Origin of the sequence: Methanofollis sp. UBA420, from assembly GCF_002498315.1 — an archaeon.
Lineage (GTDB): Archaea > Halobacteriota > Methanomicrobia > Methanomicrobiales > Methanofollaceae > Methanofollis.
In genome coordinates, this window is sequence record NZ_DAGX01000007.1 from 130125 (window position 1) to 145222 (window position 15098).

20 protein-coding genes are annotated in these 15098 nt (G+C 63.8%); 5 read left to right on the forward strand and 15 right to left on the reverse strand.

Translation table 11 applies throughout. From position 1 onward, the window contains the following. Positions 1-10: 10 nt before the first annotated feature. The 9 genes from glmU to BP869_RS10745 form a co-directional block, all read right to left on the reverse strand. Positions 11-1210: a bifunctional sugar-1-phosphate nucleotidylyltransferase/acetyltransferase gene (glmU, locus tag BP869_RS10705; protein ID WP_342679533.1), complete on the reverse strand. Its 1200-nt coding sequence runs from the start codon at positions 1208-1210 to the stop codon at positions 11-13. After that, on the reverse strand, positions 1207-2469 hold the full coding sequence (locus tag BP869_RS10710) for a phosphopentomutase/phosphoglucosamine mutase (protein WP_342679535.1): 1263 nt from the start codon (positions 2467-2469) through the stop codon (positions 1207-1209). The genes glmU and BP869_RS10710 overlap by 4 nt, the downstream gene beginning before the upstream one ends. A 591-nt stretch (positions 2470-3060) precedes the next feature. Continuing rightward, positions 3061-3666, reverse strand: a complete 606-nt coding sequence (locus BP869_RS10715; RefSeq protein WP_342679537.1) for a hypothetical protein — start codon at positions 3664-3666, stop codon at positions 3061-3063. Positions 3667-3673: 7 nt separating this feature from the next. Then, the gene (locus BP869_RS10720) at positions 3674-4285 is read right to left on the reverse strand and encodes a cyclase family protein (protein WP_342679539.1); all 612 of its coding nucleotides are present in this window, start codon (positions 4283-4285) and stop codon (positions 3674-3676) included. A gap of 5 nt (positions 4286-4290) precedes the next feature. Further along, entirely contained in the window at positions 4291-4938 is a 648-nt protein-coding gene (locus BP869_RS10725; protein WP_342679541.1) for a protein-L-isoaspartate(D-aspartate) O-methyltransferase, read from the reverse strand. 9 nt (positions 4939-4947) lie between these two features. Beyond that, complete coding sequence (locus tag BP869_RS10730) at positions 4948-6057, reverse strand: SufD family Fe-S cluster assembly protein (RefSeq protein ID WP_342679543.1); 1110 nt, start codon at positions 6055-6057, stop codon at positions 4948-4950. Then, entirely contained in the window at positions 6042-6773 is a 732-nt protein-coding gene (locus BP869_RS10735) for an ABC transporter ATP-binding protein (RefSeq protein ID WP_342679545.1), read from the reverse strand. The genes BP869_RS10730 and BP869_RS10735 overlap by 16 nt, the downstream gene beginning before the upstream one ends. Positions 6774-6996: 223 nt before the next feature. Next, positions 6997-8160, reverse strand: coding sequence for a hypothetical protein (locus tag BP869_RS10740; RefSeq protein WP_342679546.1), 1164 nt, complete (start codon positions 8158-8160; stop codon positions 6997-6999). 42 nt (positions 8161-8202) lie between these two features. Beyond that, on the reverse strand, positions 8203-8988 hold the full coding sequence (locus BP869_RS10745) for a TIGR01458 family HAD-type hydrolase (RefSeq protein WP_342679548.1): 786 nt from the start codon (positions 8986-8988) through the stop codon (positions 8203-8205). An 89-nt stretch (positions 8989-9077) separates the two neighbouring features. On the opposite strand from BP869_RS10745, the gene BP869_RS10750 reads away from it, so the two are divergent. The 4 genes from BP869_RS10750 to BP869_RS10765 are packed head-to-tail and all read left to right on the forward strand — an operon-like array spanning position 9078 to position 11614. Beyond that, entirely contained in the window at positions 9078-9575 is a 498-nt protein-coding gene (locus tag BP869_RS10750; protein WP_342679550.1) for a hypothetical protein, read from the forward strand. A 49-nt stretch (positions 9576-9624) separates the two neighbouring features. Continuing rightward, on the forward strand, positions 9625-10137 hold the full coding sequence (locus BP869_RS10755; protein WP_342679552.1) for a hypothetical protein: 513 nt from the start codon (positions 9625-9627) through the stop codon (positions 10135-10137). Beyond that, positions 10092-10694, forward strand: a complete 603-nt coding sequence (locus BP869_RS10760) for a nucleoside-triphosphatase (protein ID WP_342679554.1) — start codon at positions 10092-10094, stop codon at positions 10692-10694. The genes BP869_RS10755 and BP869_RS10760 overlap by 46 nt, the downstream gene beginning before the upstream one ends. Further along, the gene (locus BP869_RS10765; protein ID WP_342679556.1) at positions 10694-11614 is read left to right on the forward strand and encodes an ROK family protein; all 921 of its coding nucleotides are present in this window, start codon (positions 10694-10696) and stop codon (positions 11612-11614) included. The genes BP869_RS10760 and BP869_RS10765 overlap by 1 nt, the downstream gene beginning before the upstream one ends. A 206-nt stretch (positions 11615-11820) precedes the next feature. On the opposite strand, the gene BP869_RS10770 is transcribed toward BP869_RS10765, so the two are convergent. The 6 genes from BP869_RS10770 to BP869_RS10795 all read right to left on the reverse strand — a co-directional run bounded on the left by BP869_RS10770 (position 11821) and on the right by BP869_RS10795 (position 14620). Further along, entirely contained in the window at positions 11821-12030 is a 210-nt protein-coding gene (locus tag BP869_RS10770) for a helix-turn-helix transcriptional regulator (RefSeq protein WP_342679558.1), read from the reverse strand. A gap of 6 nt (positions 12031-12036) precedes the next feature. Further along, positions 12037-12732, reverse strand: a complete 696-nt coding sequence (locus BP869_RS10775) for an ABC transporter permease subunit (protein WP_342679560.1) — start codon at positions 12730-12732, stop codon at positions 12037-12039. Further along, on the reverse strand, positions 12729-13658 hold the full coding sequence (locus BP869_RS10780; RefSeq protein WP_342679562.1) for an ABC transporter ATP-binding protein: 930 nt from the start codon (positions 13656-13658) through the stop codon (positions 12729-12731). The genes BP869_RS10775 and BP869_RS10780 overlap by 4 nt, the downstream gene beginning before the upstream one ends. A 28-nt stretch (positions 13659-13686) precedes the next feature. Then, positions 13687-13920 (reverse strand): hypothetical protein, encoded by a 234-nt coding sequence (locus BP869_RS10785; protein ID WP_342679564.1) that lies wholly within the window; start codon positions 13918-13920, stop codon positions 13687-13689. A 171-nt stretch (positions 13921-14091) separates the two neighbouring features. Continuing rightward, complete coding sequence (locus BP869_RS10790) at positions 14092-14487, reverse strand: hypothetical protein (RefSeq protein WP_342679566.1); 396 nt, start codon at positions 14485-14487, stop codon at positions 14092-14094. Between the two features lie 10 nt (positions 14488-14497). Further along, on the reverse strand, positions 14498-14620 hold the full coding sequence (locus BP869_RS10795; protein WP_342679568.1) for a hypothetical protein: 123 nt from the start codon (positions 14618-14620) through the stop codon (positions 14498-14500). 177 nt (positions 14621-14797) lie between these two features. On the opposite strand from BP869_RS10795, the gene BP869_RS10800 reads away from it, so the two are divergent. Further along, on the forward strand, positions 14798-15097 hold the full coding sequence (locus tag BP869_RS10800; RefSeq protein WP_342679570.1) for a hypothetical protein: 300 nt from the start codon (positions 14798-14800) through the stop codon (positions 15095-15097). Position 15098: the final 1 nt, after the last annotated feature.

Below are 15098 nucleotides of genomic sequence, written 5' to 3' on the forward strand. Positions count from 1 at the left end.
CTCTCTTCACCTACCTGATGATGGTCCTCTCGGCAACGGTCCCTTCGACGAGACAGTGGGGGCCGATGAGGGAGTAACTCCCGATGACGCTCCCCACGTTCACAGAGCAGTTGATCCCGAAGAGGACATGGTCGCCGACGATCGCCCCGAACTTCTTTCTGCCCGTCGACCTGCCGCTGGCCGTGACGATGCCGTGGTCGTGCCGGAGGTTCGCAATCTTGGTGCCGGCGCCGAAGTTGCAGCCGCTCCCGATGACCGAGTCGCCGATATAGTTGAAGTGCGGGACTTTGGTTTCAGGGAAGATGATCGAGTTTTTGATCTCGACGGCGTGGCCGATGTGGCAGCGGTCGCCGATCGCGGTCGAGCCCCGGAGATAGGCGTGGGGGCCGATGGTGCACCCCTCCCCGATGATGCAGTCCCCTTCGATGTATGTGCCGGCCTTGACGACCGATCCCTTTCCGAGGACGAGTTTCCCGTGGATGACGACGCCGTTCTCGATCTCCCCTTCCGAGGTCGGTTTCATCCCGGCAAGGAGGGTGGCGCTGGCGTCGAGGAGGTCCCAGGGTGACCCGACGTCCATCCAGGTCGCCAGGCGGTATGCCTGCAGTCGTCCCTCTTTGATGTACTCGGCGAGGGCGTCGGTCAGTTCGTACTCGCCGCGGCCCGAGAGGGAGACCTCTTCGAGGAGGTCGTAGATCCCGGCGTCGAAGAGGTACACTCCCGCGTTGATGGTCCGGCTCTTCGGGTTCGGCGATTTCTCTTCAAGGCCGGTGATGCGGTCGCCGGCCGTGGTGACGACGCCGTAGTCCTGGGGGTGGTCTGATTCATAGACTCCCATGACTGGGGCGTCCATCCGGCAGAGGGCGGCAAGGTCGCGGGTCTCCACGATCATGTCGCCGTTGAGCATCAGGAACCTCCCGGTCACGAGCCCTTTTGTGGACCGGAGGGCGTCGGCCGTGCCGAGCTGGTGGCGCTGCGGCACGTACCTGATGGAGACGCCGAGGCGTTCGCCGTCGCCGAACCACTCCCGCACCTCTCTCTCGCCGTAGCCGACGACAAGAATGATCTCGGTGATCCCGGCGTCCCGCACGGCGGCGATCAGGTGTTCGAGCATCGGCCTGTTGGCGATGGGGAGCATCACCTTCGGTCTCTCCGCGGTGAGGGGGCGCATCCTCTTTCCCTCGCCCGCGGCAAGGATGACGCACTTCATGCAACATCACTCCCGTGGCGGGCCGCGGATACACGCGCCTTCCCCTGCTCCATCATCTTCTGTGCGGCGGCGGCGTCCTTCCCCTCGGCGGTGAAGCGGATCTTCGGCTCTGTCCCGCTTGCACGGATCAGGCACCAGCCGTCCTCCTCCTCGATCCTGATGCCGTCTGTCGGGACGGCGGCGCCGAGTGCGCCCATCAGGTCTCGGGCATTCTCAAGGCGTATGGAGTCCCTGAGGATCGGGTAGGTGGGCATCAGTGCCACTTCGTTGGCGATGTCCCATTCCCCGGCGATCTCGCAGAGGAGGGCGGCGGCATAGATGCCGTCCGGACAGAGGGAATTTTTCGGGAAGATCCATGCCCCTGATGGTTCTCCGCCGAAGTCTCCCCAGCGGAGGAGTTCCTCGGAGACGTAGGTGTCACCGACTGGTGTTCGTCTCACCTCCGCGACCTCCTCGATCGCCATCGAGGCGTCTGCGGTCGTGACGACGCGGCGTGCGCCGAGGTATTTCGCAAAGAGCATCAGCAGGTGGTCGCCGCCGATGTACCGGCCCTTCCCGTCGAAGGCCATCATCCGATCGGCGTCTCCGTCGTGGACGATCCCGCAGGCGGCGTTTGCCTTCCGCACCATGGCGGGCATGTACGGGAGGTTCGCTTCCAGGGGTTCGGAGGGCCTGACAAAGCGGCCGTTCGGGTTGGCATTGAGGGCGAGGGGGCGCACGCCCCCGTCGGCAAGGAGGGATGGGGTGATCATGCTCCCGGCACCGTTCCCGCAGTCCACGACGACATCGAGTCCTTCGGGGAGGGTGAGGGTGCTGAGGATGACGTCTTTGTGGATTGAGACGGCATCGAGGGCGTGGACATGCCCCTGGGATTCCCACCCGGTCCAGTGGTCCTGTGCGAGCGCCTCTTCCATGGCGGCCTGCTGGGCCGCGGTGAAGGAGGAACCGTCCGGGTTGAGGAGTTTGATCCCGTTGTACTCCTCCGGGTTGTGCGAGGCGGTGATCATCACGCCGAGGTCGTGGGCACGTGCGGCACAGGCGACCGTCGGGGTGGGGGCGATGCCGCAACTATAGACGTCGCATCCGGCCGAGAGGAGGCCGGCACTGACACTGTCCGCGAGGACCTGCCCGGTCGTCCGGGCGTCCCTGCCGACGACCGCATTCCCGCCGCGGGATGCAGCCGCAGCCCCGACACGGATGGCCAGGTCGGCGAATCCTCCGGAATATTCTCTTCTGATCCCTGAAGAGCCGAAAAGCATGAGTACGTCTGCACCCTCACAGGATATGAGGTTTGGGGATTGGGCCGCGGGGATCTTTTCAAGGTATCAGGATTATTATAATCGCGATTTGTGCAGCCGCCCCGGAGATGTCGGTCAGGGGGCAGAGGTCTCTGGTCGGGCGATATGGTGTGCGTGTGCTCTTTGCCGAGATCTCATTCGCCGCCTTCGAAGGTCTTTGGTCTGTAGCACCTCAAAGATCTGCCTGGAAAGGACATCTTCAGTTTCAAATTCTGTAGAATTATCTTTCCTGGGCTCTGTAGAAATCCTGTTTCGGAGTGCCTCTGCCGGGGGGCTGCCGCCCCCCGGTCCCCCTGCCATTGGGATGGGGGTGGAGGGCAGTCTCCTCTTCAAAATGTAGAGTTTACCATTCGAAGTCCAATCCTGAGCGGGGGTCCGGGGGCGTAGTCCCCCGTTTAGATTGTGAGGAAGGCATTTGATCCACACCACTCGTCATGGAAACCGGGGGCGACATCGGCCCGAGAGAGTTTCTCCAGAGCCGAAAAATTGGATATTGCCCGTTCTGAAAGTCTTCTTCTCGCGTGTGGATAAAAAAAAGGAGGGTCGATCCTTTCAATGCCCGTACGGGCACCAGTGCTCGATCTTCTGGAGCAGGGCGACGCCCGCGGTGGAGGGGCCGAGGAAGATCACCCTCTTTGTGCCGAGGGCGGCCTCGATTGCGGCGAGTCCGTCGTCGGAGACGAGGCCGGGGCCGGTGACGAGGAGAACGTCGGCGTCGGCCGGGTCTGGCACGAGGGCCGTGCCAAGGGCGTCAGGGAGGCCCTTTGCCTCGCCGACGACGGCGACCCTCTTTCCCGCGACCTCTGCCATGAGATCCCTGAGGCAGGGGGCATGATGCGCCTCGTCGCAGGCGTTCATCTTCCTGTTGATGCAGAAAAATCCGGTGACGGCATTGATGATCGCGCAGGCCGCCGTCCTTTCCACCGGGCTTTTGAGCGGAGCGCCGAACATGAACGAGACCTTCGTGCAGGCCTGGATCGGGTCGGCGGTGACCACATGGCCGCGTCGATCGCCGAAGCACGCCTCGGTGCAGACCCCCTGCGGGTACGGGCAGAGGGGGAGTTTCGGGTTCTGCGCGAGCGAGACGGTCCCCTCCTCGCAGCCCCCGTCTTTCATAATTTCTTCGAGCCGCTGTACGGCAGTTGCAATCAGGTTCATGGTCACCTCAGGATATGGGCCTGTCCGAGAGGATCACCCTCGCCGGTGCCCCGTCGAGCCCTTTGAGACGGAGAGGGAGGGCGATCATATAATAGTCCCCTTCGACGATGCCGGAGAGGTCGAGGAGTTCGATGACCGCGATGCCCTCCCCGAGGAGGGTGCGGTGGACGGTGCCGTCGCCGTCGAAGGCCTCGATGGAGGGGGAGTCGATGCCGATGCAGGCGACCTCGGCGTCCGCGAGGAAGGCCGCGGCGTCCGCGGTCAGGTGCGGGTAACCCGGATCGAACGCGGTTTTTTCGGAGAACCATGTCTTCAGGAGAACTTTTTTTGCATCGCCGATCCGCCCTTCGAGGTCCTCCCGCGTGATCGCGGTTCGGGTCCCGAGGTCGACGACCCGGCACCTCCCGACGAGCCTTTCGAGGGGGATGGCGTCGACCGTCCCTCCCTCATCCTTCAGGTAGTGGGAAGGGGCGTCGATATGGGTGCCGGTGTGGGTGCAGAGGGAGAGAAGGGTGATGACATAGTCCTCATGCTCCTCTCTCGTGAACGACGGCTTCGGGTCGCCGCCGGGAAAGGCGAGGATCTCTTCGGAGAGCTCACGCGTGATGTCGTAGAACACGGCCCTCACTCCTCCCAGCCATGCTCCCCTATCAGGGGGACGAAGCAGACCGCCCCCCACGAGGCCGGGACGATATCGTCACCGCGGCGGGTGTAGCACATCAGGTACTGGAGTCCCCGGCTGCCGACCGGTGCGACAAGCCTCCCGCCGTCGGCGAGCTGGTCGAAGAGGGGCTGCGGGACGGATGGGGTCGCCGCGGTCACGATGATCCCGTCGTACGGGGCGTGCTCGGGCAGGCCCAGGGTGCCGTCCGCGGTGACGACATGGATGTTCTCCGCCCCGACACCGGCGAGGTTCCTCTCCGCCAGGTCGGCAAGTTCTGGCAGGCGCTCGACCGTCCAGACCTCCGCGGCAAGACGGCCCAGGATCGCCGCCTGATAGCCGCTCCCTGCCCCTATCTCAAGGATGCGGTCGCCGGATTCCACCGCCAGGAGTTCTGTCATCACGGCGACGATGTAGGGCTGGGAGATCGTCTGCCCGCTCCCGATGGGGAGGGGATGGTCGCCATAGGCCGAGCCCCGCAGTCCGGGCGGGACAAACAGGTGGCGGGGGACATCGAGCATCGCGGCGGCGACCCGGGTGCTCCTGACACCCCGCGCCCGGATCTGCTGGTCCACCATGCGGCGGCGCTCCTCCGTATAGTCCCTCTCCATCTCTGTCTCTCAGTAGCCTGCTTCTGAGGCGTCGATCGCCGCGTCGATCTGTTTCTGGAGCACCGGCGGCAGGCCCTCGATCTTCACGTCAAGGAAGCCGCGGATGATCGTCGATGTCGCCTCCTCCTCGGAGAGGCCGCGGGCCATCAGGTACTCGATCTCGTCCTGTGCGATCTTGCCGACAGCCGCCTCGTGGGAGAGTTCGGTGCCGGTAACCCTGCCGTCGATCTCGGGGATCGCGTGGATCGTGCCGTCGGTGAGAATGAGGCCCCGGCACTCGATATGCCCCTTTGTCCCCTCTGTGGCGCCAATGACATGGCCGCGGGAGATGATGGTCCCGCCCCTGGTGATGGCGCGGGTCACGAGTTCGGCACTGCTCCCCTTCCCCTGGAGGACCGCGCGGGAGCCGAGGTCCAGGTGAGCACCCGGGTGGGCGACGACGATGGAGGAGAAACGTGCCGTGGCGTTTTCGGCAAGGGTCGCCTCAGGGTACATCTGGACGCGGGAGACAGGGTGCATGCAGACGTAGTTGGAGATGAAGACGCCGTTCTCCTCGACGATCGCAGCGCTCCGCGGATAGACCGAGATGTGCGGGTTCCAGTTGTGGATCATCGTCGAGGTGAGGTGGGCGTTCTTGCCGACATAGAACTCGGTGACACCGAGGTGCGAGCCCCTCTTTGCCCCTTCGGCGCTGGCGCACCCGGAGATGACATGGAGTTCGGCCCCTTCCTCGGCGATCATGATATTGTGCACTGTCTGGACAGGCGCCGCGGAGAGGTACAGGCAGGCCTGCACCGGGAAGACGGCGCGTGTGCCCTTGTGGGCGATGACGACGACGCCCCGCGGCTGCTCCTGCTTCGCGACGAACTTCGTGTACTTGTCCTTGTCCTTTTTGACGGCGTTCCAGTACCTGTCGGCCATCCAGTCGTATTTCTCCAGGGCCTCCTGAAGGGAGAGGACTTCGACGCCCTGGGCCGAGCAGGTTGTCTGGAGGATCTTCTGGTCCATCTGGAAGAAACTCCCGCACCTGTTCTCCATGCCGACGTCGAGGCCGGTCTGGGTGAGGCGCTCCTGTTCGGTCTCCGGGAGGGTATAGAACTCGTTCATATCTGCTGGCATGCGAGGCACTCCTTGTATCCTTTCTCCTTGATCACGTTGAGGATCTCGCGGGGGTTGCCGTGGCACCGGATCAGCCCGTCGATCATCACATGGCCGAAGTCGGCCTCGATATAGTTGAGTATGTGGCCGGTGTGGGTGATGATAAGCCCGCTCTTCTGACGGTTCACGATGTGCAGGTCTTTCTGGAGGAGCCGGGCGATGGAGTTGCCCATCAGGGAGATGTTCTCCAGGTCGACGCCACTTTCCGGCTCGTCGGCCATGACGAAGTCGGGCCTCTGGACCATCAGCTGGAGCACCTCGCTCCGCTTGATCTCCCCGCCGGAGAAGCCCTTGTTGATGTCCCGCTCGAGGAACCCTTCCATGTTCACAGACCTGGCGTACCCCGGGATGTCGCCGGTCTTGCCGCCCGCAACGGCGGTGAGGAGTTTGCCGAGCTTGAGACCGGAGATCGTCGGCGGCCGCTGGAAGAGCATGCCAATCCCGAGTTTTGCACGCTCGTCAATGGGCATGTGGGTGATGTCCCTGTTATTGTAGAGGATACGTCCCTCGGTCACCTGGTAGTTGCCAAACCCCATGATCGTCATCAGCAGGGTGCTCTTGCCTGAACCGTTCGGGCCCATCAGGACATGCGTCTCCCCGTCGTTGATCTGGAGGTCTATCCCATGCAGGACCTCGCGGTCCCCGATCCTGACCTTCAGGTTCTCAATCTTGAGCATGAATAACCCTCCAGAGTATATCAGAAAATGGGGATAAACAGTTATCGGAGTGCGCGACACTTTCACCCCCCGCCCGGCCCCCCTTTGAATACCTCCCTGCCGACCCCATGATCATGACAGACATAACCTTCTCCGCGATTGCCGAGCGTGCACAGGCCTATCCGGCCGTCCAGAGGAGGAACCAGATCTCAAAGGCTGCCTTTCTGGCGAGGAAGACGTCCTCTCAGGATATGCCGGCTTCAGTCCCCTCCCCTGTCTGCATCGTGGTCTGAGTCAGGGGATGGTCGAGGAGCCAGCGGTAGGTCGCGGCCCGATCAGATCGGTGGCCGAGAATATAGGCCGAGACCTCCCGGGCCTCGTCGAACCGTTTTCTCTCCCTGTCGTGGGCCTGCAGGGCGGCGTTGTAGGCTGCGGCATCGTCGTTGAACGAGAGGATGCCGGCATTGTAGCCTGCGGTCTCCCCTCCTCCGAGCATCTCTTCCAGGTGATCCCTGGTCTCGATAAGCCTCAACTCTTCGGCCCGCAACGCCGTCATCTCTTGATCGAGGGTCATGCCGAGACGTGCAGTGATCTCCTCTGCCTCCCTTTCCCGCATCTCGATATACGCGGTCTCGTCGCCGCTCGTGTACCTCGCCGTGCCGTTGCCGATGCCGATGACCAGCGGTTCTTCGGAAAGCCTTGCACCGTTTGCAAGGACTTCGGGGACAGATCCGACGAACCCGATCTCTGTCGTCTCGATGTAGATGTAGCCGGTCGACCCGAAGGTGTTGTGGTCGCCTGCGATGCCGGCGGCCATGTGGGAGTCGTTCACGAAGTTGAGGAGGGCGACGTCATATCCTGCCTGCGAGAGGAGGGCGGCAAGGAGGAGGCTCTTGTCGTCGCAGTCCCCGGTGCCTTCGGCGACGGTCTCGACCGGAAACTTCGGGGGCGTGCCGTTCGGGTGGTGTTCGTACGGGATCGCCTGCACGAAGGCGGTGACCAGTTCGACATAACGGTCCGAGTCGAGGGCTTTTTTGTCCCTGAGGTCAGAGAAGGCGTAGAGGAGTTTGCCGTACAGGGCCTCCTGGTGGGGGTCGTCGATGAAGGCGCGGTAATACCCTGTCATCCAGACGTCGTCGGAGAGGTTTTCGTAGAGAATGGCGTTCTTCGATCCCCCCCGGGCGCCGCTGTAGACGGCCATGTCCACAGGCATGCAGAGGCGGTAGGTGCCATCCTCGAAGGAGAAAAGAAACTCCGAGTCTCCGGTTTCGTCGGTCTCCGAGGCCGGTGTGATGGACGGATAGATTGCCGCGGGCCTCAGGAACGGTATGACTCCTGATGCCACGATGATGCATGCGCACAATATCGTGATCCCGATGAAGAATGCCCTGCGTATCTGTTCGCTCATTCTCTCCTTCCCCCGCCGTCCCGGCGAGAGTCGCAGTTACCTCTATATATACGTTGCTTCGATGGCCGCCGGGAGGTCGGCGACAGAATCGAGGAGGTGGTCGGGCCTGTACGGCGAGGTGTCAAAAATATCTTTTCTGAACTTTCCTGTCATGACGAGGGCTGTCTTCATCCCTGCTCCTTGCGCCCCGCCGATGTCGGTCCTGATGTCGTCGCCGACCATCAGCGCCTGTGCAGGGGACACTCCCATGTCGGCGAGGACGAGGGAGAAGAATGCGGCCGAGGGTTTTCCGACGACCGTCGCCGTCTTCCCTGTGGCATATTCGAGGGCGGCGACGAAGGGGCCTGCGGAGAGCATCAGGCCGTCGTCGCCCATCCAGTACCTGTCCTTTTCGAGGGCGACGATCGCGGCGCCGTCAAGGACCATCCTGAAGGTCCGGTTCATCGCGGCATAGGAGAACCCGTCTCCCGCGTCGCCGACGACGACGGCCTCCGCGCCGTCCTCGACGATGGGTATGCCTGCCGCCTCGAAGTCCTCCCTGACACTGCCCCGCGTGAGGAGGAAAGTCCTTTTTCCTGCAATATGATGGATCGCGGCGACCGGCGGGTTGAAGACGAGGCTTTCGTCGATCTCGTAGCCATAGCCCTGTAACTTTTCCGCGATCGAGCGGCGCGACCTGCTTGTCGTGTTCGAGACGCACCTGAAGGGGATGCCGTTGTCCCTGAGCCATGCGACTGCCTCCCTCCCCCCTGCAACCGCCTGCCCGCCGACATAGAGGACGCCGTCGATGTCGAGGAGGACGCCCCTGATCTCTCTCTTCTCTGCCATGGTCTTCGGATCTCTCTTCGCGGACACTTTTTATATGCGTGCCTGTATATTCCTGCCCGGCACCGGATGGTGCCGGGAGGAGAGAAAAGATGGTGGAGATCAATGACATCCCTGCCGAGGTGCGGTGGAGTCTGGCGACACGGGGGGCGAGTGCTCTCCCCCTGGCGTACGCAAAGGTGTACCGCGAGAGGCATGGGGGCGAACTCGGCGAGATCTCGGGGGCGATCTGGACGGAGGCCGGAAAGACGCAGGGGGCGCTGGCCCGCGCCTTCAACATGCCCCTGAAGAACGCGGAGGACGTGACCCGGGCCTTCAGCACTCTCTCGACCGCGGTGCTCGGGCCCGAACTGAAGGGGGAGGTGCAGGTCGCACAGGGCCGAGACTGCGCCCGCGTGGTCACGACGTCCTGCCCGTACCTCTCGCGGGCGAGGGAGATGGAGGAGGCCCCGGAGACTATCTGTCCCGACTGCAGGGCCTACTGCACCGCGGCGGTCGAGAGCCTCAACCCTGCCTACGGGATCGCGTTCGGGAGCCGGATGTGCCTGGGCGGGGAGACATGCCAGATGACGATCGAGCCGAAGAGGTAAGGTTTTCATCCCGGCCGCGTCCTCTTTTTCCAGAGTGTGTGGTGTCATCATGCCGAAAGACCTGATCGAGGAGATCCCACCTCTTGCCAGATGGCGGTTTGCGACGCGGGCGGCCTCCCTCCTCCCGGCCCTGTACGCGCGGGCCCTGCGTGAGGGGGAGGGCACGCCCGATGAGAGGGAGCAGGTGATCTGGTACGAGGTCGGCCGCGGGGTGCGGGAGATCGCGGAGACCTTTGCCTTCCCGACGGCGACCGCGGAGGAGATCTGCGAGGTCTTCAGGGCAGGGGCGGTCGTGCTCTTCGGCCCCGACTTCAGGATCTCCATCCTCGCCACCTCGCCGGAGAGGGCGACGGTCGTGGTGAAGGCATGCCCGTACACCCGGTGCCTGGCCGGGGCCGGGTGCGACGCCGACACCGCTTTTTCCTGGTGTCTCCCCTTTGCCATATCGGCGGTCGAGCACCTCAACCCGGCCTTCACCCTCCGTTTTGTCCGGGCCCGGTGTATGGGCGAGGCGCAGTGCGAGATGACGGTCAGGAGGAAGGAGGAGGGGGAGGAGTCCTGACGGCCGGGAACATCCTGATCACCGGGGCGCCGGGGACCGGGAAAACGACTCTCATCCGCGCCGTCGCGGAGGGGATGGCCGGCGTCGCCGGGTTTTACACGGCCGAGATCAGGGAGCAGGGGAGACGGACAGGTTTTGAACTGGTGGGCTTCGACGGCAGGCGGGCCCTGCTTGCGCATACCGGGATCAGGGGCCGGCACAGGGTGGGGAGGTACGGCGTGGACGTCGCCATGTTCGAGGCCTTCCTTGCCGCCGCGCCCTTTTCCGGGGCGGGGGTGCGCCTCGTCGTCGTCGACGAGATCGGGAAGATGGAGTGCCTCTCCCCTCGTTTCAGGGAGATGGTGACCTCCCTTCTCGACGGCCCCCTGCCTGTGGTGGCGACAGTCGCCCTCAGGGGCGACTCTTTTATCGAGGGACTGAAGGAGAGGCCGGACGTGCGCCTTGTCGTCGTGACGGAGGCGAACAGGGACGCCCTGCTGCCCGTGCTCCGCCTGGAGGCGGCGTCCCTTGCCGGCGAGGACAAGGCCCATATGCCGCCGCGCCGACCGGGTGGGTGATGGAGAGGAGGACGGTGGTCGCCGTCGATATCGGCGCCACCCACTACCGGGCCGGGCTTGTGGCGGATGACGGTTCTATTGTCAGGCTTGAAACCGGGGACACGCCGCGGGTCGGGGAGTCGGGGCTCGCCGTCACCCGTGCGGTCGCGGACGCGGTCGAGGCGGTGACCGGCGACGCCTCACCTGCGGCGATCGGGATCGCCTCGGCAGGTCCCCTCGACTGTGCCGCGGGCGTGATCGTCAGGTCACCAAACCTGTCCTTCCCCGAGGTGCCTCTCCGCGGACCCCTGGAGGAGCGTTTTGGTCTGCCGGTGGCCCTTCTCAATGACTGCCGGGCCGGCGCCCTCGGTGAGAGGTGGCAGGGGGCCGGGCGGGGTGTCGAGAACCTTGTCTATGTCACCCTCTCGACAGGGATCGGCGGCGGTGCGGTGGTGAACGGCCGCCTGCTCCTCGGGCGGTCGGGGAACGCGGGGGAGGTCGGCCACCTCTTCGTGGACGCGGCCTACGGCTGCGTCTGCGGCTGCGGCTATCCCGGCCACTGGGAGGCCTATGCCTCGGGGACAGGGATGCCCCGTTTCTTCCGGGCCTGGCTGGAAGGGCAGGGGTCGGCGCCGTCCTTCGACGCCGCGACGAGCGCCGGCATCCTCGGTGCCGCGGAGGTCGGGGACCCCCTCGCCCTCTCCTTCATGGACGCCCTCGGCAGGGTCAATGGCCGCGCCCTCTCCGACATCGTCGTCGCCTACGAGCCCGAGGTGGTCGTGCTCGACGGTCCCCTGGCGCAGCACCACGGCGACCTCCTGATCAGGTCTCTCCTCCCGCATCTCGACCGCTACCTCCCCCTCCCGCGGATTGCGGTCAGTCCCCTCGGGGGCAGGGCGCCCCTCCTCGGTGCGGCGGCGTACGCGCTCGGGATATGGTGATATATCTGCGGGGCGTGCACTGGTGAAAAGAAACTCTATCGGGATCCCTGGCAGGCAGGAGGGGAAGGCCGGGGTTCCTCGTATGAAAACGAGTATTTATCTGAGGTCCTGCAGGGCGTCCCTGCCGATCCAGCGGGCGGTCGTGCTCTCTGACGCTATGAGGTCTTTTGCGAGGGCGGCAAGGCGGGCGAGCACGTCATCTCTCTTCATTTCTCCAGGTCCTCTTCGCCGAAGATGAAGACCTCCTCGATCCCTGCCCCGAGTTCGCGGGCGACTCGCCAGGCAAGCCTGAGGGAGGGGTTGTACCTCCCCTTCTCCAGGAAGACGATCGTCTCCCTCCTGACGCCGACCCGTGTGGCGAGCTCCTCCTGTGTGAGCCCGGTCTTTGCCCGGTATTCCCGCATTCTCGTCTGCATCGTGCCTCATGGGATGGTGGTCACGATCCTCTCGCGGTCCAGGAACCGTGTTGCCCCCCTGAGGACGAGGAGGAGGGCGAGGGCGACTGCAAGAAGAATACCCTCGACAGTCCAGGTCGCCTGGAACCCGGCCCCCAGCAGCCCGGCCGAGGCCGAGAAGAAGAAGATGACCAGGAAGACGACGGCCATGTTGATGATCTGGTTCTCCCGCATGCCGAGGAGGAGCTGGACAATCCCGAGCATGCCGACGGCCACGGCTATGAAGGCCGGGACGACGACGAGGAGATGGAAGATCATGGGGCCGGACGGGAGGACCAGCGCCCCTGTGAGGGCCGATGCCCCGGCGACGAGGACAGCCGCACCGCCGAGGGTGAGGGCATAGGCCGGGAGGGTGACGCCGATCACCTTGCCGAGCCAGATCTCCCGCAGGGAGAGGGGCGAGCAGAGGAGTGTCTCGATCGTCCCCTCTGTCTTCTCCCGCAGGAAGGCCTGTCCCGAGAAGATGTAGCCGATGAAGATCCCGATCACGACGAGGAGCATGAAACCGACACGGTCGAGGGAGGCATAGCCCGCGGTGGCGAGCGCGGCCGGGACCGCGGTCGTGGAGAAGACGAGGGTGACGATGACCGCCGAGATCAGGAGCTGGCGCGACCTGACGATCTGGCCTGCCTCCTTCCTTGCGACGGTGAATATGCCGTTCATGCCGACCCCTCCGCCTGCCGCACCGCGGCCAGATAGATCTCCTCCAGGGACCGGCGCTCCCGCGTGACCTCCTCGACGCCGCACCCGGCGGCGACGAGTGTGCGGACGACCTCCGCGGCGCTCTCCCCGGCAAGGGCGGCGCTGACGGCCTCGCCCTCACGGGAGAGACCACCTATCCCGGGAACCTCACCAAGGACGGTGACCGCCCTTTCCGCCGAAGTGGCGTCAGAGAGGACGACCCGCAGGTGCGTCCCCTCTCTGCCGCCCCTCAGGTGCTCGACGGTGTCGAATGCCCTCACTGTCCCCTGGTGGAGGATGGCGACCTTCGAGCAGACCCGCTGGACTTCGTCCAGGTTGTGGGAGTTGACAAAGACGGTCATCCCTTCCTTGCGGGAGAGGTCCAGGATCAGGTCCCTGACCATCCTCTGTGCCTCCGGGTCGAGGCCTGCCGAGGGTTCGTCAAGGAAGAGCACCTCGGGGTCATGGAGGATCGCCCGCCCGAGGCCGAGTTTCCGCTTCATGCCTGTCGAGAAGGTGCCGACGAGGCTGTCCTTTCTCTCTGCAAGGCCTGTGAACTCCAGGATCTCCTTCGCCCGCCCCTCCGGGTCGGGGACGCCGTACAGGCGTGCATAGTACTCCAGGTTCTCCCGGGCGCTGAGGCTGTCGGAGATCCCGTTTTTGTCGAGGAGGACTCCAACACGCCCGCGTGTCCCGTCATTCTCGGCAAGGGGTTCGCCGAAGACGAGTGCCTCTCCATCCGTCGGCCTCAGGAGGCCGAGGATGCACCGCATGGTCGTCGTCTTCCCGGCGCCGTTCGGGCCGAGGAAGCCGAAGACCTCGCCCTTCTCCACGGAGAAGGTGATCCCTTTCAGGACTTCTCTCCCGTTGAAGGTCTTTTTCAGGTTTTTAACGTCAATGATACTCATAGTGCTCCCTTTTTGATGGTGTGTTCAGTCACTGCGATTGATTCTTTTTTCGGGAGATCCTGAGCACGCCCTTTTCCGTCACCATAAGAACGAAAATGCCGGCGATCACCGCGACAGGGAGGGAGAGGAGGGCATGCAGCTTCGGGTCGCCTGCCGTTGCCTCCCTGAGGGCGACGAAGACGACGATTGTCGCCGCTCCCGTGGCCACCCCGGCGTACCCACGCCTTCCTGACGACGTCTGCCGGGAACTTCGCCAGATCATCCTGGTACGTCTGTTGCAGTGCCGGGAAAAAGATCCCGATCATGCCGCCGAGGACCAGGACCAGAGCGACCGGGCTCGTCTCGCCGACGACGCCGAGCCAGACCAGGGTGAGACCGAGCCATGCCACGAGGAGTCCGGCGAGAGTGACGATGAAGTCCTTTCGCGTGAGGGTCATTTCACGTCCCCCTTTCTGAAGAACCACCACTGGAAAACCTTCGCCGAGATCGTTGTCAACAGGATCGTGGAGAGGATCACGTCCGTCGCCGAGAGCGCAAGGATCCCCATGTTCTCCAGCCAGAAGAGGGCGAAGAGGTACACGAGGGTGAGGAACCAGGCGTATGTGATCCCGTAGGCCCCGATCTTCCTCGTCCTCTCGTCCTGTTCGAGTCCCTCCTCCTGCCGCATCGCCCGGGATCCGGCAAAGAGGATGATGATGATCCCGGAGGTGATGAACATGCCCGCCGTCGTGTCGCTGCTCCCCTCTCCGAGGGCCAACCTGGCGATCCCGAGGATGAGAAAGAGGACGCCGAAGGCGGTCCAGAGGAGATATCGCGTTCTGTTCTTCATCTCCATCACCTCAGGCCTCCGCGAGATGCCAGAAGATGGCCGTATCGGTGACGGCGTCGCTGATTGGGAGGAAGATCCCGGCCGCTGCCACCCGGGCACCGGCACATGTCTGGAGGAGGTATCGTGTTTTCATGCAATCGCCTGTGAGAAATATGCAACTTTATGTTAGATCTTGCTCACTTCGTATATATGCCTTGTGAGGAATATCTCACATGCTGTCGCCGAACACCTCTCCGGTCCCGCGGGGCGAACCGGATCCGCCGACACCGTAATACAGGTTTTTTGCCCTGGAGAGGGCAATTGTCAGGATATGACAGAGATAAAACGTTTCGGCATCATCTCGGTCGCAAAAATCTCAGGTGTAATCTACTGCGTCATCGGGCTTATTTTCGGTCTCCTCTTCGCGCTCATATCAATCTTGAACATGGCTGCCCCGAGCGACGGAGGGATGGTCACGGCCGGACTCGGAAGTGTTGCTCTTCTTATTCTGGCGTTCGCCATCGCCGTCCTCTACGGGATTCTCGGCTTCATCTTCGGCGGTCTCATTGCCTGGGTTTACAATGTCGCCGCAGGATGGATCGGAGGGATCGAGATGGAAATCGGGGAGTGAG

Excerpts from the sequence above, each read along its gene's own strand:
- glmU (WP_342679533.1), bottom strand. The coding sequence starts at position 1,210 with ATGAAGTGCGTCATCCTTGCCGCGGGCGAGGGAAAGAGGATGCGCCCC.
- BP869_RS10710 (WP_342679535.1), bottom strand. The coding sequence starts at position 2,469 with ATGCTTTTCGGCTCTTCAGGGATCAGAAGAGAATATTCCGGAGGATTC.
- BP869_RS10715 (WP_342679537.1), bottom strand. The coding sequence starts at position 3,666 with ATGAACCTGATTGCAACTGCCGTACAGCGGCTCGAAGAAATTATGAAA.
- BP869_RS10725 (WP_342679541.1), bottom strand. The coding sequence starts at position 4,938 with ATGGAGAGGGACTATACGGAGGAGCGCCGCCGCATGGTGGACCAGCAG.
- BP869_RS10730 (WP_342679543.1), bottom strand. The coding sequence starts at position 6,057 with ATGCCAGCAGATATGAACGAGTTCTATACCCTCCCGGAGACCGAACAG.
- BP869_RS10735 (WP_342679545.1), bottom strand. The coding sequence starts at position 6,773 with ATGCTCAAGATTGAGAACCTGAAGGTCAGGATCGGGGACCGCGAGGTC.
- BP869_RS10740 (WP_342679546.1), bottom strand. The coding sequence starts at position 8,160 with ATGAGCGAACAGATACGCAGGGCATTCTTCATCGGGATCACGATATTG.
- BP869_RS10745 (WP_342679548.1), bottom strand. The coding sequence starts at position 8,988 with ATGGCAGAGAAGAGAGAGATCAGGGGCGTCCTCCTCGACATCGACGGC.
- BP869_RS10750 (WP_342679550.1), top strand. The coding sequence starts at position 9,078 with ATGGTGGAGATCAATGACATCCCTGCCGAGGTGCGGTGGAGTCTGGCG.
- BP869_RS10755 (WP_342679552.1), top strand. The coding sequence starts at position 9,625 with ATGCCGAAAGACCTGATCGAGGAGATCCCACCTCTTGCCAGATGGCGG.
- BP869_RS10765 (WP_342679556.1), top strand. The coding sequence starts at position 10,694 with ATGGAGAGGAGGACGGTGGTCGCCGTCGATATCGGCGCCACCCACTAC.
- BP869_RS10770 (WP_342679558.1), bottom strand. The coding sequence starts at position 12,030 with ATGCAGACGAGAATGCGGGAATACCGGGCAAAGACCGGGCTCACACAG.
- BP869_RS10775 (WP_342679560.1), bottom strand. The coding sequence starts at position 12,732 with ATGAACGGCATATTCACCGTCGCAAGGAAGGAGGCAGGCCAGATCGTC.
- BP869_RS10780 (WP_342679562.1), bottom strand. The coding sequence starts at position 13,658 with ATGAGTATCATTGACGTTAAAAACCTGAAAAAGACCTTCAACGGGAGA.
- BP869_RS10785 (WP_342679564.1), bottom strand. The coding sequence starts at position 13,920 with ATGATCTGGCGAAGTTCCCGGCAGACGTCGTCAGGAAGGCGTGGGTAC.
- BP869_RS10790 (WP_342679566.1), bottom strand. The coding sequence starts at position 14,487 with ATGAAGAACAGAACGCGATATCTCCTCTGGACCGCCTTCGGCGTCCTC.
- BP869_RS10795 (WP_342679568.1), bottom strand. The coding sequence starts at position 14,620 with ATGAAAACACGATACCTCCTCCAGACATGTGCCGGTGCCCGGGTGGCA.
- BP869_RS10800 (WP_342679570.1), top strand. The coding sequence starts at position 14,798 with ATGACAGAGATAAAACGTTTCGGCATCATCTCGGTCGCAAAAATCTCA.